The organism is Streptomyces sp. CAU 1734 (assembly GCF_039888735.1).
In the GTDB taxonomy this organism is placed as follows: domain Bacteria; phylum Actinomycetota; class Actinomycetes; order Streptomycetales; family Streptomycetaceae; genus Streptomyces.
Genome location: NZ_JBDQQP010000003.1, coordinates 372,312 through 388,480, shown reverse-complemented (window position 1 = coordinate 388,480; position 16,169 = coordinate 372,312). Strand labels below are relative to the sequence as shown.

7 protein-coding genes are annotated in these 16,169 nt (G+C 74.4%); all 7 read right to left on the bottom strand.

Features of this window, described 5'->3' with window-relative positions:
- Nucleotides 1-185 precede the first annotated feature (185 nt).
- On the bottom strand, nucleotides 186-2,624 hold the full coding sequence (locus tag AAFN69_RS07800; RefSeq protein ID WP_347727584.1) for a discoidin domain-containing protein: 2,439 nt from the start codon (nucleotides 2,622-2,624) through the stop codon (nucleotides 186-188).
- Nucleotides 2,625-3,075: 451 nt separating this feature from the next.
- Nucleotides 3,076-4,278, bottom strand: coding sequence for a cytochrome P450 (locus AAFN69_RS07795; protein WP_347727583.1), 1,203 nt, complete (start codon nucleotides 4,276-4,278; stop codon nucleotides 3,076-3,078).
- Nucleotides 4,275-5,252, bottom strand: coding sequence for a class I SAM-dependent methyltransferase (locus tag AAFN69_RS07790; RefSeq protein WP_347727582.1), 978 nt, complete (start codon nucleotides 5,250-5,252; stop codon nucleotides 4,275-4,277). Before AAFN69_RS07790 ends, AAFN69_RS07795 begins: the two co-directional genes overlap by 4 nt.
- A 2-nt stretch (nucleotides 5,253-5,254) precedes the next feature.
- Complete coding sequence (locus AAFN69_RS07785; RefSeq protein WP_347727581.1) at nucleotides 5,255-12,523, bottom strand: amino acid adenylation domain-containing protein; 7,269 nt, start codon at nucleotides 12,521-12,523, stop codon at nucleotides 5,255-5,257.
- Complete coding sequence (locus tag AAFN69_RS07780; RefSeq protein WP_347727580.1) at nucleotides 12,520-13,095, bottom strand: DUF6875 domain-containing protein; 576 nt, start codon at nucleotides 13,093-13,095, stop codon at nucleotides 12,520-12,522. Before AAFN69_RS07780 ends, AAFN69_RS07785 begins: the two co-directional genes overlap by 4 nt.
- A complete protein-coding gene (locus tag AAFN69_RS07775) occupies nucleotides 13,092-14,366 on the bottom strand; it encodes an NAD(P)/FAD-dependent oxidoreductase (RefSeq protein WP_347727579.1) in 1,275 nt (424 codons plus the stop codon). Before AAFN69_RS07775 ends, AAFN69_RS07780 begins: the two co-directional genes overlap by 4 nt.
- Entirely contained in the window at nucleotides 14,363-16,042 is a 1,680-nt protein-coding gene (locus AAFN69_RS07770) for a non-ribosomal peptide synthetase (protein WP_347727699.1), read from the bottom strand. Before AAFN69_RS07770 ends, AAFN69_RS07775 begins: the two co-directional genes overlap by 4 nt.
- Nucleotides 16,043-16,169: the final 127 nt, after the last annotated feature.

Sequence of the window (16,169 nt, the reverse complement as noted above, 5' to 3'; positions counted from 1 at the left end):
GGTCGGTGGACGCTGCCGGGAGGGAGGCACGGGACCACCGTCGCGGGACAACGGTGGTCCCGTGCCTCCCCGCCCCGGTGACCCGGACCCTGGTCCCCGCGCGCGCGGGGGTGGGCTCGCCCTCGCCCCGCCCCGGTGCCGGGGCGGGGCGAGGGGTTTCAGGTGGTGGTCGGGGGTGGTGGGGATCAGGGGATGGTGATGAAGCGGGCGGTGCTGGGAACTCCTTGGGCGTTGAGGGCGAAGAGCATGTAGGTGCCGGGGAGGACGACGCCCCTGTCGGCCGGGATGGAGACCGTATGGGTGTTGGCGCCCGCGGGGGTGGAGGTCAGGGGGACGCGCCGCTGGTCGTTGTCGGTGGAGTGGGTCGCGGCCGCCGCCCGCATCAGCACGAAGGAGGCCACCGGCCCGCCGGTGGTGACCGTGAGCGAGGTGCCCGCGGGGGCCTGGGACGGTACGCCGCCGGTGATGGCGGGACGCGGTTTGGGTGAGCCGTCCGCGTTGAGCAGGTACGGCGGGGTGAACACGGCTCCGTCGGCGTGGTTGGTGGCGCAGTCGCCGCAGAGGCCGCCGCCGCCGGTGAAGATCCGGCCGTCGGGCAGCAGGTTCGCCACGCTGTGGTAGTTCCGCGGGATGGCCATGGTGGCGAGCGGGGTGAACCTGCCGGTGGCCGGGTCCCACAGTTCGGGGGTCAGCACGGAGGTGGCGTCGCTGAACGGCACGGGGTACGACTGGCCGCCGAAGACGGCGACCTTGCCGTCGGGCATGACGACGCTGTTGGCGAAGGCGCGGGCCTGGTCCATGTCGCCCGTACGCGCGGCCTGGACCTGGTTGCCGTTGACGCTCACGGTGTACGCGCGCCGGGTGGCGGGCACGTTGTCGTACGCGGGCGAGCCGCCCAGGGTGAGCAGTTTGCCGATGTCGTACGCGACGGCGTTGCCGGTCATGGCGTCCTGGCTGTCGGCGCGGTTGCCGGCCGGGGTGACGCTGCCGTTCCCGGCGGTGGTGATCCAGTTCATCTGCTTGCTCGGGCCGAGTTGGAGCACCTTTCCGCCCGAAGTGGCGTACAGCCACATGTGGTTGTCGGCGCGGTAGGGGCCGGCCGGGTCGGCGGTCATGGCCGAAGTGGCCGGGACGCCGGGGAGCTTGCGCCAGGCGGAGGTGTTCGGGGACCAGACCTCGCCGGCCTTGTCACCCGGGAGTCCGCTCCAGGACCCGCCGAGGACGAAGGCCTCGCCGGTGGAGAGCAGGGTCATCGACTGGTAGCCGCGGGCGATGTTCATGTTGCTGGTCGTGGACCAGGTGTCGGTGGCCGGGTTGTAGATGCTGGCCTTCTCCGCGTTGCTGCCGCCGGTGACCAGGACCCGGCCGTCGGCGAGCATCGCGATGCCCGGGCAGAACATGTCGTGGCCGGTGTTGTCGACGCGGCGCTGGGTGACCTTGCCCGTCTTCAGGTCGAGGATCGCGGTCTGGGTGTAGCCGTTGCTGCCGCCGAAGCGGTCGACCGCGTACGCCGACCAGGCCAGGAGTTTGTCGCCGGGCAGGACGGCGGTGGCCACCGGTACGAGGGGGAATCCGGTGACCCGGTCCCAGGCGCCGTGGGTGGCCGGGTTGGCCGGTCCGCTCAGGCGTATCTCGGCGGCCGTGGTCCAGGGCCCGCGGCTGCCGGCCTCGCCGGTCACGGTCAGGCGTATGTAGCGGGCGGTCGCGGTGCCGGTGAAGGTGGCGGTCTTGACGGTGTCGTCGTCGCGCCAGGTGCCCGCCGCGACCGGGGTGCCGAAGGTGGTCCCGTTGGTGCTGGTGGTGACGGTGTACGCGCCCGCGCGCCCGTTGGGGCCGTCGTTGCGGGGCTGGTAGACGAGGGCGGATACGGCCGCCGTGCGGTTCATGTCGATGGTGATGCTGTGCGGCAGCGGGGCCGCCGTGCCTGCATACCTGCTGTGCCAGATGGTGGCCGCGTTGCCGTCGAGGACATTGGCCGCGCGGCCGTTCTCGGCGGCGGTCTCCTCATCGCTCGCCGTGGCCGTCCATCCGGTGCGGGGCAGGTCGACGGTGGCGGCCGGGGTTCCCGGGTCGCCGAGCAGGTTGAGCTCGGCGGCGGTGCTCCACGGGCCGCGGTTGCCGGCCTCGGTGACGGCGGTGAGGCGGACGAACCGGGCGCCCGTCGGGGCGAATCCGAGGGTCTTGGCGGCGGCGTCGTCCGCGAGGGTGCCGGTGGCGACGGGACTGCCCCAGCTCTGCCCGTCCGCGCTCATGCTGATGCTGTACTCGCCGACGCGCCCGTTGGGGCCGTCGTTGCGGGGCAGGTAGACGAGGCCGGAGACGACCGCCGTGCGGTTCATGTCGATGGTGATGCTGTGCGGCAGCGGGGCCGCCGTGCCTGCATACCTGCTGTGCCAGATGGTGGCCGCGTTGCCGTCGAGGACATTGGCCGCGCGGCCGTTCTCGGCGGCGGTCTCCTCATCGCTCGCCGTGACGGTCCATCCGGTCCGGTCGAGCAGCGGAGCCGCGGGCTCCATGGCGTTCGCCGGGGCCACGGCGTGGTGCGGCGACGCCTTCGCCACCTGCCGGCCGACTGATGCGGACGCCGGCCGGAGCGCTGCCCCGTCGGGGCCGGTACTCGCCACGCCGAGCCATGGCGTGGCCCCGACGAGCAACGAGGCGAGGGCAAAGGCGATGAGCAGAGGGGAACGGTGTAACGCTCGGGGGAGAGCGGGGATACGTCTGGGTCGCAATCGGACCTCCTGGGCAGACCGCGGAAGCGGAAAGGGAACGGTGAAGCGCCGACATCGGCTGTGAGCCCGCTGTGGGCCTCCTGTGAACCCCTTGAACATAAGATCGTCGCACATTAACTCGGGCGAAAAACAAGCGAGTTGGCGCAAAACCTCCGCCCTTGCGCGCGAAGCCGACCCCTCCGCCGGATGAAGCCCACACCAACCACGCCGCCCGGACGGCGAACGCCCTCCGCTCGCCTCGTTCACCAGCGGCGAGCACTCCCCGGCGGCCCGCGCATCCCGGTCTCGGCATCCGCCCTGCGGGTCGCCCGGACAGGGCGGGCCGGGCGCGCGGAGGGCGTCGTCAGCCGAGACCAGAGGCCGCTCGGTGCCTGGGCGCCCTCCCGCGATCCGTCGCGCCCGCCGGCGGAGCCGGGGTCATGGGCTCACGTGGGGTGAAGGTGACCGGGAGGGCCCGGGGGCCGCGGAAGGTCGGGGCGTAACCCCAGTCGATCTCGTCGCCCGGGATGTCCAGGGCCAGATCCGGCAGACGGCCGAACAGCGTGGTGATCGCGATCTCCGTCTGCATCCTCACCAGATGGCTGCCCAGGCAGGCGTGCGCGCCGTGGCCGAACGCCAGGTGCGGGCGGGCGTCACGGGTGAGGTCCAGGACGCCGGGATCGGGGAACCGCTTCGGGTCGTGGTTCGCCGACGCCAGCGACAGCAGCACCACGTCGCCCTCCGCCACACGGGCGTCCGCGATCGTCATGTCCTCGCTCGCGTACCGGTACTCGGCCACATGATCCGGCGAGTCCAGGCGCAGCAGCTCATTGACCGCCCGGGACCAGTCGATGCCGCCGCCGAGCAGGGCGGCCCGCCGGCCGGGGTGGGCGAGCAGGCGCAGGACGGTGGTGCCGAGGAACTGGATCGTGGTGATGTGACCGGCGCCGATCAGCGTCATGACCATCACCTCCAGCTCGTCCCCGGTCAGCGCGCCCGACTCGATCAACCGCGTCGGCAGGTCGTCCCCCGGGTGCGATCGTTTGCGGTCCACCAGTTTCCGGACGTACGCCAGCATCTCGGCCAGCTTCACCTCGTCACGCGGCTGCTGGAACTTCGCGCGATACCACATGTCCAGCACATCGGCGGCGGGCGCGCGCTCGGCTTCCGGGATGCCGAGGAGGTCGTGCACGACGGCGACCGGGATCTGCCGGGTGTACTCGGCGACGAGGTCCGCGCGCCCCCGCCCGGCGAATGACTCGACGGCGTGCGCGCAGGTCCGGGCGGTGCGTTCGCGCAGGCGGGACACGGCGGCGGGGGTGAACGCCGCGGCGACGAGCCGGCGCAGCCTGGCGTGTCCGGGATCGTCCAGATTGGACAGGCCGGGCGAGTGCGGGTCGGGGTTGACCGGGGCGCGGCTGCCCAGGCGGCGGTCGGCCAGGCAGGCGCGGACGTCGTCGTACCGGGTCACCAGCCACGTCCGGCCCGGGACGTTCGGGTCGTCGACGGGGCACACCGGGTCGTGCTCGCGCAACCAGGCGTAGCCCGGGTACGGATCGGCGGTCACGACGGCCGGCCGGCGATCAGCAGTTTCTCCAGCGGGGACGCGGCGAGCGGCACGACCCGCGTCTCGGTGAGCCCGGCCTCGCCCAGCCATGCCGCGAGGTCGGTGTAGCGGTGCACGCCGCCGGCGTGGCCCTGCCACAGGGTCAGGTCGAACATGGCGAGGTATCCGGCCGCGGCCGGGGGCAGCCCGGCCCCTGGTTCCCGGTCGTGGTCGAGGATGGCGATGCTTCCCGTGGGGGAGAGCGATTTCGCCGCGCGCCGGAACAGCTCGCGGCATTCCTCGGGGCGGTGGCCGTGCAGGACGTTGAAGAGCAGCACCAGATCGTGCCCGGTACCCAGGTCGTCGGTGAGGTAGTCGCCCGCCCGCGTCGTCACCCGGTCCCGCGGGGCGTCCTCGCGCAGGGCCGTGATCGTCTCGGGCAGGTCGAAGACGGTGACCCGCACGTCCGGGCGGCGGCGGCACAGCTCGACGGTGTGGTCGCCGTGGCCGCCTCCGATATCCAGGACGGTCGCCGCGGGAGGCAGCGCGGCGGCGATGTCGTCGGCCAGGTCCGCGGCGGAGCCGGCGAGCATCCGGCGCAGGCGGGCCGCGCCGGCGGGGCGCTCGCGCAGCCAGGTGTAGAAGCCGCGGCGGGGCGTGCCGGTGCGGATGGTGTCCTCGATGTCGGCCCAGTGCTCGAACAGGACCTCGTGCCAGAAGAGTTCGGCGTCCTCCGGGCCGGGCTGCGCGGCGATCGTGACGCCGTGCTCGTCGTGCCGCAGATAGCCGAAGGTCACCAGGATGTTCACCAGGCTGCGCACCCCGGCCGGGTCACCGCCGACCGCGGTGGCCAGCTCGTCGGCGGGGAGCGGGCCGGCTTCCAGCGCGGTGAACACTCCGAGCCGGACACCGGCGATCATGGCCCGGTAGCCGGCCGCGCCGAGCCGGTCCAGTACCGGAGCCGGGACACCAGAGGATTCTTCGGGCAATGGCATGATCATCCACTTCCGGAAAGGGCGCCGGCACCGGTGAGGAAGTCCAGGTGTCTGCGCAGCATTCGCTCGTCGGCCGGGGGGAACCCCACCCCCGCCCCGGCCGCGGCGGCCCAGGTGCGGGAGCAGTCGAACCGCGGGTGCGGGCGGGGGTGTTCGGGCAGGGAGAAGGCGAGCGGGGCGAAGGGCCCGGCCGGATCGGCGAGCATCCGCTCCCGCCATTGGTGGTACGGCACCACCTCGGTCGGGTGTCCGGCCGAGGTGAGGGCAGCGGCGAGGGCGGTACGGGTGAGGCCGCCGTCGCCGTGGTAGTGGTGGTCCCGGCCGAGGTGGTCCGGGACCTGGGAGAGCGCGACGATCGCCGCGGCCACCGTGTCCACGGGCACCATGTCCAGCACCTCGGCGGTGTCCGGGACGGCGCCCGCGGCGACGCATCCGGTGAGCCAGCGGCTGAACGCGGAGCGCGGGTCGGCGGCGCCGGTGGCGGTGTCGCCGACGATGGCCGCGATGCGGTGGATCGAGACGGGCAGGCCGTGGCCGCGGGCGGCGGCGGCCATGGCGTCGGCCGCCCATTTGCTGAGGTCGTAGCCGCTGGTGAGGCCGCTCGGGTCGGTGGGGGCGTCGGCCTCGGTGACGACACGGCCGTCGTAGGCGTCACCGAGGAAGACACCGAGGGTGGAGATCAGGTGCAGCGGGGCGCCGCCGGCGCCGGCCAGGCGCAGGATCTCGGCGGTGGCGCCGACATGGACGGTTCTGAGGGCGTCGTAGGGCGCGGCGAAGTGCGGTACGGCGGCGTTGTGGTAGATCGCGTCCACGGTCGTGAGGGTGGCGTGGTCCTCCGGGGAGAGACCGAGGCCGGGTGCGGACAGGTCGCCGGGTACCGGGATCACCCGGTCGGAGACCGGCAGCCGGCCGGTCGAGCTCTGGCGGACGAGGCAGTGGATCCGGGCGTCGGTCCGGGCCAGGAGCTGGTCCAGGAGGTGGCGGCCGAGGAAGCCGGTGGCGCCGGTGAGCAGGATCCGGCGCGGCGGGCCGGCCGGGGGGACGCCGGGCGGGCGGGCGGTGCGGAGACGGATCTCGGACGGGGGGAGGGCGTCGGCGCGCAGCCGGGCGGCCGTGGGCAGGTCCGCCGGGGCGCCGTCGTCGACGGCTGCCGCGAACGCCGCCACGGTGGGGGCGGTGAAGAGGGTGCGCATCGGCACCGTGACACCGAGGCGGTCGCGGACGGCGGCGAGGACATGGGCGGCGATGAGCGAGTGGCCGCCGATGGCGAAGAAGTCCGCGGTGCGGTCCACGTCGGACAGGTCGAGCACGGTGGCCCAGATGGCGGCGACGGCTCGCTCGGTGGCGGTCCGGGGCGGATCCGCCGGGGCGGAGGGGCCGGCGGGGGGTTCGGGGAGGGCGGTGGTGTCGATCTTGCCGCTGCTGTTGGTGGGAAGGGTGTCGAGGACGACCACGGTGTCCGGCACGAGATGCGCGGGCAGGCGGTCGGCGCAGAAGGCGCGCAGGCCGGGAACGTCCGGGACGCCGGCCCGCGCGTCGGGGCCGGCCGGATCGGATGTGTCCCGGGTGGGTGCGGCAGGGACGCCGGCGTAGCCGATGAGGCGGTCGCCCCTGGCCACCACCACGGCCTCCGCGACGGCCGGGTGCGCGGCGAGCACGGCCGCCACCTCCCCCGGCTCCACCCGGTTGCCGCGGATCTTGATCTGGTCGTCGGCGCGGCCGGCGAACTCGAACGTGCCGTGCCGGTTCAGCCTCGCGAGGTCGCCGGTCCGGTACATGCGGGCGCCGGGGCGGTCGCCGTAGGGGTCGGCGAAGAACGCGGCGGCGGTCGCGGCCGGGTTTCCCCGGTATCCCCGGGCGGGCGCCGTCCCTCCGATGTAGACCTCGCCGACCACGCCGACGGGCACCCGGCGCAGAGCCCGGTCGAGGAGGTGGACGCGGACGTTCGGCAGCGGGCGGCCGATCGGCAGCCGGGTGGGGTGCTCCCGGCCGTCGACGGTGCGATGGCTGGTCGCGCAGACGGTGGCTTCCGTCGGGCCGTAGTGGTTGTGGAGCGGAATGCCGTGCTTCGCCCATGCGCGGACGGCCGCCGCCGGGACGATGTCGCCGCCGACCATCATGATCTCCAGCGGGAGGCGTTCCCCGGCGAGATCGGCCACCCAGCGCTGCCAGAGGGGAGCCGCCGTGTCCACCGCGGACAGCCGGTGCTCGGCGCAGAGTTGGAGGAGGTCCGCTCCGGTGAGGCTGCCCGGGTCGGGATGGATGACCAGGGTGGCGCCGGCCGCGAGGACCGGGAAGATGTCGCCGAACGCGGCGTCGAAGTGCGTGGGCGGGACCATCAGGAGGCGGTGCGCGGCGGTGAGGCCGTGTTCGGCGATGAACGCGGTGGTGAGGTTGAGAAGGGTGTCGTGCTGGACTTCGACGCCTTTCGGCACACCGGTGGAGCCCGAGGTGTGGACGACGTAGGCGAGCTGGGACGGGTGGATGGGCACGGGTTCGTGGTGGCCGGTGGCGGGGAGGGCGTCGCGGGTCAGTACGGTCCTCGCGCCACTGGCGGTGATCAGGGCGTGCCGGCGGGAGGGCGGCTGGGCGGGGTCGATGGGGACGAAGCAGCCGCCGGCCCTGAGCACACCGAGGATCGCGATGATCGCGTCGGCGCCGGACGGGATGGTGATCGCGACCGGGTCCTCGCCGCGGATGCCGGTCTCGCGCAGGTGGCGGGCGACGGCGGAGGATCTGCGGTCCAGTTCGCGGTAGGTGAGGGGCCCGGCGGCGAGGTCGAGTACGGCGGTGGCGCCGGGGGTCCGGGCGGCGCTGTCCGCGATCAGGTCGACCACCGTCGTGGCGGCCCGCCGGGGGCGGACGGCCGGGCCGGCGGACGGTGTGTCCGGTCCGCCGGGGGCGGCCGGACCGGACCGGGTGCCGAGGGCGGTGTGGACGGCGCGGTCGGCCGGGGACAGCAGGTCCAGGCGGGACAGGGGAAGGCCGGGGTGGCGGGTCACGGCCTCCATGACCGCCGTCACCTGGTCGGCGATCCCGGCGATCGTGTCCGCCTCGTACCGGTCGGTGCGGTAGTCGATGAGGGCGGGCCAGTCGCCCTCGCGTTCCCTGATGTGGAGGGTGAGGTCGAAGCGGCTGGTGGCGCGGTCGATCGGCAGCGGGGTCGCGGTCAGGCCGGTGAAGGTGACGGGGGCGGTCTCGCGGTTGAGTACCAGCATCGTCCGGAACAGGGGGTGGTCCTCGCGCGGGGCGGGGACCGCGGTGAGGATGTCGGCCAGGGAGATGTCGGCGTGGTCCATCGCGTCGGCCACCATCCCGGTGGCGTCGGCGAGCAGGTCGCGGGGGGTGGCTCGGCGGTTTGTGCGGAGCCGGAGCGGGAGGGTGGTGACGAACATGCCGATCACGTCGTCCCATCCGGCCGGGCGGGTGCTGACCGGGGCGCCGACGACGAGGTCGTCACCGCCGTCCCGGGTGGAGGAGACGAGGGCGAAGACGGCGAGGAGTCCGGCGAAGGCGGTGGACCGCTCGCTCCGGCACCAGGCGGCGAAGCGGCGGGCGAGCCCGGCCGGGATGGTGAAGCGGTGGGTGGCACCGGGGGCGGCGCCCGCGCGCCGGGGATGGGCCGGGCCGGATTCCGGGTGCGGCGAGCCGCCCGGCGCGGGGGGCCTGGCCGTGCCGTGCGGATGGTCCGGCGAGGGTCCGGAGGCGGGCGGGGCGTCGCGGAGTGTCTCGGCCCAGAATTCGGTGGTCCGCCGGCGCGGACCCGCGGCCGGCGGCGCGGGGGCCGGTGCTTCCGGTCCGCCGGTCTCCGTGCCGGTACCGGCCCCCGGCCCCCGGAGATCCATGGCAGGGGACGGGGGCGAGGCGAGCGGATCCGCGGTGGCCAGGGCCTTCAGCAGGATCGATATCGAGGTGTCGTCGCAGATGATGTGGTGAGCGGTGATCGCCAGGAGATGGGTCGTGGGGCCGGTTCTGATCAGGTGGGCTCGCACCAGCGGGGGCCGGGTCAGGTCGAAGGGGTCGTCGGCGTCCCGGGCGGCCAGGCGCCCGGCCTCCGGCCACGGGTCCGCGTGGGCGCTCAGGTCGGTGGTGCGCCAGGCCCTCGCCGCCAACTCGTCCGTGCGGGGCGCCGCGTGCAGCCGCGGGGTGTCGTCCCGGACGACGATCGCCGATCGCAGGACGGGATGGGCGGCCAGGGTGCGGGCGAACCGGGCGCGCAGCTCCGCCTCGTCGAGCGCGCCCTCCAGCCGGAACGCGGCGTGCACGACGTAGGCGCCGTTGTCCCGGCCCGCCTGGTGGATGATCCACAGTCCGTGCTGGGGCCCGGACAGCCGTCCCGGCGGGGCGGGCACCGGCTCCGGAACCTCCGGAGTGGCGGGGATCTGCCGGTCCGCGTCGATCGCGGCGGCCAGGGCGGCGACGGTGGGGTTGGCGAACAGGGTTCTGATCGTCACCTCCGCGCCGAGCGACGCCTGGATCCTGGCGACGGCCTTCGCCGCCGCCAGGGAGTGGCCGCCGGAGAGGAAGAAATCGTCCTCGCGGCCGACCGGGCGGCCCAGCAGGCGCGCGAAGATCTCCGCGATCGTGGTCTCAGGACCCGGGTGGGGGCCGGGGGCGGCGGCGTCCGCCGCCGCCGGCGGGGGCAGCGCGCGTACGTTCAGCTTTCCGGAGCTGGTCAGCGGGAACGCGTCCACGGAGACCAGCGCCGACGGGACCAGGTAGGCGGGAAGGACACGGCTCAGCCGCTCCCGCACCCCGGGCCAGCGGGGCGGCCCGGCGGCCGGGATGACATAGGCCACCAGTCGGTCGCCGTCACCGGCCACCCGGGCGTCGGCGATCTCCGGATCCGCCCGCAGCGCCGCCTCGACCTCGGCGGGTTCCACCCGGTGACCCCGCACCTTGAGCTGCGCGTCCAGCCGTCCGGCGAACTCCAGGAGACCGCCGGGCCGGCGCCGCGCCAGATCGCCCGTCGCGTACATGCGCGCGCCGGGGACTGGCGAGAACGGGTCGGCGACAAAGCTCGCCGCCGTCCGGCCGGGCGCGCCGAGATAGCCGCGCGCCAGCGGGAATCCGCCCAGGTACACCTCGCCGACCACATCGTCGTCAACCGGCCGCAGGCCCGCGTTCAGCAGATACAGGGCCACGCCGCCGAGCGGGTCGCCGATGCCGAACCGGGCTCCTTGGCGCACCCGTTCGGCGGTGGACCAGATCGTCGTCTCGGTCGGGCCGTATGTGTTCCACAGCTCGGCCCCGCCCAGCGCCCCGGCCAGCTCCGGCGTCAGCACCTCCCCGATCGACACCCGGACCCGCACGCACTCCGGCACGCCCCCGGCCGCCGCCAGCACCGCCCACACCGACGGGGTGACCTGGACGGCCGTGACCCCCTCGGCCGTCAGGCGCCGCGCCAGCGCGGGGCCGTCCACCACGATCTCCGGCGGTATCGCCGCCACCCGGGCGCCGACGGTGAGCGGGCCCACCAGTTCCCACACCGAGATGTCGAACGCGGGGGAGACCATGGCCGCGACCACGTCCCCGGGGCCCAGCCCCACCAGCGCCGCCGACCGGGCCAGCATCCCGGCCACCGCGCGGTGCGGCACGCCCACCGCCTTCGGGCGGCCGGTCGACCCGGAGGTGTGGAGCACATACGCCAGTGACTCGGGGACGATTCCGGGATCGACGCGCTCGAACTCCTCCGGGAGGTCCGGGATCTCGGTCAGCACGACGCGGGCGGCGTCGGTGACGGCCCGGCGCCTCGGCTCGGGCCACAGCGGTTCCACCGGCACGTACACCGCGCCCGCCCGCCAGATCCCGAGGACGGCCACCACCAGATCCGTGCCGCGCGGCAGATCCACCGCGACCCACGCCTCCGGCCCGGCGCCCTTCGCCCGCAGCACCGAGGCCAGCGCCGCCGAGCGGCGCTCCAGCTCGGCGTAGGACAGCTCCCCCACCGCGAGACCGTCCGTGCCGAACCTGATCAGATCCAGTACGGTCGACGGCGCCGGAGCACCGGACGGCGGCGCGGCCAACGCCGGGGGCCCCGCCGTCAACGCCGACAGCCGGCGATCGGGGTCGGCGCACGCGCGGTCCAGCAGGGCCAGCAGCCGCCCGGCGAGGCCGTCGACCGTCGCAGCTTCGAAGAGGTCCGTGTCGTGCTCGGTGACCACGGCCATCTCGGTACCGCCGGACTCCACCATCAGCGTGAGGTCGACATCGGCCGTGCCCGTGTCCGGCGGCATCCGGTCGGCCCGCACACCCGGAAGCACCAGCTCGGGCGGGTCCTGCATCACGAGGTGCGCCTGGCACAGCGGCGCGTGGCTCGGGTCGCGGGAGGCTCCCACCGCCTCGACGATCCGGTCGAACGGGACCGCCGCGCCGCCCAGTCCCGCCGCGACCGCGCGGCGGACCCCGGCCACCAGCTCGCGGAAGGTCGGATCGCCGCCGATCCCCACCCGCAACGGCACCGGGTTCACGAACATTCCGACGACGCCGCCGAATTCGGGCCCGGGCCGCCCGGACCACAGGGTGGCGACCACCACCTCGTCCTGGCCCGCCGTCGTGCCCAGGGTGGCGGCGTACGCGGCTTGCAGGACGACGAACCGGGTGACGCGCGTGGCGCGGGCGAGCGCGTCGACCCGCGCGGTGAGGCCCTCGGGGACCGCGTGGCGGCGCAGCTCCCCCCGGAAGGCGCGCATCCTCGGGCGGGGACGGTCGGTGGGCAGGGTGAGCAGGTCCGGCACACCCTCCAGATCGGACGCCCGGCGGGACGGGTCGTGGTCGACGGTGTCCGGCGGCTCCCCGGGATCAGGCAGGGGCCGGGCCGGGTCGGCGTACAGGGCGCCGATCTCCGCGCACAGCACCGACAGTGACGTACCGTCGACGACCGCGTGATGCGTGTTGATCACCAGTACGTGGTCGGTGGGCGTGATCCGGCCCAGCCGGATCCGGAACAACGGCCCGGTGCGCAGGTCGAACGGCTCGCGTGCGGCCCGCGCCGCGAAGGCCGCCGCCTCCGCGTACGGCACCGTCCGCACCACGACATCGGCGGCGCCGGCCGGACCCACCCGTCCGACGGGCTCGCCGTCGGCCTCGTCGAAGGTGGTGCGCAGCATCGGGTGCCGGGCCACCACCAGATCCGCCGCCCGCCGGAGCGCGTCCACCGACACGGGGCCGGACAGCCGGAACACCGCCGGATTGTTGTGCAGGGGAGCGCCGTCGGCGAACGCCTCCAGGAACCACAGCCGCCGGGCCCCGGGCGGGAGCGGGACGGTCATCGGTACGCTCCCCGGTCCCCGAACCGGCTCCGGTACGCCGCCAGATGTTCCGGGTCCGCCCGCAGGAACGGCGCGTCGGCGGCCACCATGTGCCGCACCGCCAGCAGTGGCAGCGGGCTGCGCATCGGCCGGAAGTCCGCGTTCCACAGACCGGGCGCGGACGGCGGTCCGGGGTGGAACTCGCCGATCATCAGGCCGCGTTCCACGAATCCGGGCTTCAGCTCCCGCTGGGAGCGGTCGATCTCCCCGGGCGTGACGTCCGGCAGCACCACCAGGACCGTCCGGTATCTGGCCTGCGGCCCCTCACGCGGCGGCAGGTCGGGGAACCAGTCGCGGTAGGCGGTCATCACCGCCCGCAGGTCCGGCCGTCCGGGGTGTACGGCGAGGAAGAACCCGCCCCGTACCAGCGAGACGGCCGTGTACGGACAGACGTCGCCGCTCCGTCCCAGATCGGGGTGCGGCCGGCACAGATAGGACCGCGCCCACGCCAGCACCACCTCGGCGGCGGCGGGCAGATCCGGGTGATCCGGCTCGAACAGCGCGACGTCACCCGCCGGGTGGCTCAGCATCATCTCCCGCTCCGATTCCGCCGCGCCGCAGCGAGCGACGCGACCCCGCCGAGCACGCCGAGCCCGGCGATTCCGCCGAGGAGGCGGTCCTGGCGGCGGGCCCGGGCGAGTGCGTCGCCGTACGGGAGGCTGCTGTGGCTGATCATCGCGTACAGCGTCCGCCACCCCGGCAACAGGCGGCCGAGCGTGAAGTCGATCCGCTTGCGGGCCAGGAACACCGGGGACCGCACCCGGTCGCGCAGCTCCACGAAGTTGCGTGCGGACAACTCGGCGAGCACATCGGTGTGCGGGCGGCGGCGGGCCTCGAACGCGGCGAGCGCGGCGTCCGGGGCGTGCTCGGCGAGACAGGCGTCGAGCACCGCGCAGTCCTCGAACGCGGCGTTCATCCCCTGGCCGTAGAACGGGAACACGGCGTGCGCGGCGTCTCCGACGAGGACGACACGGTCGTGCTGCCACGGCGCGGTGCGCACCGACACCAGGCTGCCCGGCTCGTGCGCGAGGAACTGCGTGACCAGGTCCGGCACCAGATCGGTCAGGTCGCCGAACTCCTCGGCCAGGAAGGCACCGGCCCGCGCCGGGTCGCGCAGCCCCGAGAATCCGGTGTCGCCGCCGAACGGCAGGAACACGGTGCCGGTCAGCGATCCGTCCGGGTTGGGGTGTGCCACCACCAGCCCCCGTCCGCCCGGCCACACGTGCAGCGCCTCGGGCCGGTCGACGGCCGGGATGGTGAACTCCCGGTAGCCCCAGTCCAGGTGCGTCTGGTGGAATTCGGCGCGCACCCGGCGGTGCAGTTGCGCGCGCACCGTGGAGTACGCGCCGTCCGCGCCCACGACGAGATCCGCCGGGAATGTCCGGTCCGGGGTCCGCACCTCGGTACCGGTCAGTCCGGTGACGCGGTGGCCGAACCAGAGCCGCAGCCGGGGAACCGATTCGGCGGCGTCGAGCAGGGTGATGTTGAGGTCGTGGCGGCGGATCGAGTGCAGCACCTCGCTGTCGTCCGCGCCGTAGGGCTGGTAGGTGACCCGGCCGTTGTGGTGGACGATCCGCCCGCGCATGGGCACCGATGCGGCCAGGGCCTCGTCGAGGAGGCCGATGTCGCGCAGCGCCGCCCGCCCGCGTTCGGACAGTCCGACGCTGATCGACGCGGCGTCGGGGCCGCTGGTGCCGCGCGGGTCGGCGCGCCGCTCCACCACGTCCACCCGGTGGCCGCGGCGGGCCAGCCGGATCGCCAGCATGGTTCCGGCCATGCCCGCCCCGACGACGACGACGTTCATGTCCGGCCCCCGGCTGCGTCCATCGGGTGCATCGGGTGCATCGGGGCCACCGGGCCCGTCGCGGAGAGGGCTCTGGCGAGATCGGCGGGTGTGGATGCCTCGAACACGGTGGCCACGGACGCGTCCACGGCCAGTTCGACCCGGATCCGGCTGACCAGCGCGGTGGCCATGAGCGAGGTGCCGCCGAGGCCGAAGAAGTCGTCGTCCGGCGCTGCCGAGTCCATCGACAGCACCTCGGCGAACAACCGGGCGATGTCGTCGGCGAGCACGCCCGGGGCCCGCGGCGCGGGCTCGGCGAAGGCGGCCCGGTCCAGTTTTCCGTTGGGGGTCAGCGGGAAGTGCCCGACCACCTCGATCATGTCCGGGACGAGGTGGGCCGGCAGCCGTTCGGCGAGATGCGCGCGCAGGTCCGGCACACTCGCCCCGCGCGGCACCACATAGCCCACGAGATAGGCGCCGAGCGGTCCGGAGTGGGCGACGACCGCCGCCCGCGCCACCGCCGGGTGAGCGCCGAGCGCGGCCTCCACCTCGGCCGGTTCGACCCGGTGGCCGCGGATCTTCACCTGGTCGTCGGCCCGGCCGAGGAACAGCAGGCCGCCGTCCGGCAGCAGGCGCACCAGGTCGCCGGTGCGGAACATGCGCGCCCCGGGCGGGCCCCACGGATCGGCGACGAACCGCTGCGCGGTCTGCCCGGGGCAGCCCAGATAGCCGCGCGCGACCCCGGCGCCGCCGATGTACAGCTCCCCCTCGGCGGCCGGGGCGCACTTCTCGTCCAGTACCCGCAGTTCGGTGCCGGGGATCGCCGCTCCGATCGGCACCACCGGGCCGCCGGTGAGCGGCGCGCTCATGGTGGCGCAGGCGGTCGTCTCGGTCGGGCCGTAGGCGTTGATCATCCGGCGGCCGGCGGACCATCGGGCGACGAGGTCCGGGCTCACGGCCTCCCCCGCGACGATCAGGCAGGCGACCGAGGAGAGCGCCATGTCCGGCTGGCCGGCGAGCGCGCTCGGGGGCATGCACACATGGGTGACGCCGTGTTCGGCGATGAACCGGGCGAACGGTTCGCCGGGCGGAAGGCCCTCGGGCGGTGCGAGAACGAGCGTGGCGCCGGTGAGCAGCGCCATGCACAGGTCGGCGACGGCCACATCGAAGCCGACGGACGCGTACTGCAGGACCCGGGCACCGGGCCGGACACCGAAGCGTTCCCGCTGCGCCGCGACGAGATGAGCGATCCCCGTATGGGGAACGACCACGCCCTTGGGCCTTCCGGTCGAGCCGGAGGTGTAGATGACATAGGCGGCGCAGGCCGGATCGGGATCCGCCGGCGGGGCGGCGGTCACCGGCGCGGCCTCCAGCGCCCGCAGCTCCCCCGGCGTCAGCACCAGGGCGGGACGGGCGTCGGCGAGCACGGCGGCCACCCGGTCGGGCGGCTGGGCGGTGTCGACCGGCAGATACGCGGCTCCCGCGGCGAGCACGGCGACGACGGCCACCACCATGTCCGCGCCGCGCGGGATCGCGACGGCGACGATGTCGTCGGGCCCGACCCCGCGGTCCCGCAGCCCGCCCGCCACCGCGGAGGCGCGGGCGTCGAGCTCGCCGTAGGAGAGCGTGCCGTCAGCGGCGACGACCGCGATCGACTCCGGGGCCCGGGCGACCCGGCGCCGGAACATCTCCGCCATCGTCTCGGCCGCCAAAGAATTCACCGTATTTAATCGCGCGTCCACTGCGGTTTCACACTCCGTGACCCACGGAAATCCATTAGGGGAACGAGGGGAACTCTGTCCCATGACTCGGATCGATGTCAAC

What these genes read in the sequence shown, in the direction of transcription:
- AAFN69_RS07790 (WP_347727582.1), bottom strand. Translation starts at nt 5,252, where the DNA reads ATGCCATTGCCCGAAGAATCCTCTGGTGTCCCGGCTCCGGTACTGGAC.
- AAFN69_RS07780 (WP_347727580.1), bottom strand. Translation starts at nt 13,095, where the DNA reads ATGATGCTGAGCCACCCGGCGGGTGACGTCGCGCTGTTCGAGCCGGAT.
- AAFN69_RS07785 (WP_347727581.1), bottom strand. Translation starts at nt 12,523, where the DNA reads ATGACCGTCCCGCTCCCGCCCGGGGCCCGGCGGCTGTGGTTCCTGGAG.
- AAFN69_RS07770 (WP_347727699.1), bottom strand. Translation starts at nt 16,042, where the DNA reads ATGGCGGAGATGTTCCGGCGCCGGGTCGCCCGGGCCCCGGAGTCGATC.
- AAFN69_RS07775 (WP_347727579.1), bottom strand. Translation starts at nt 14,366, where the DNA reads ATGAACGTCGTCGTCGTCGGGGCGGGCATGGCCGGAACCATGCTGGCG.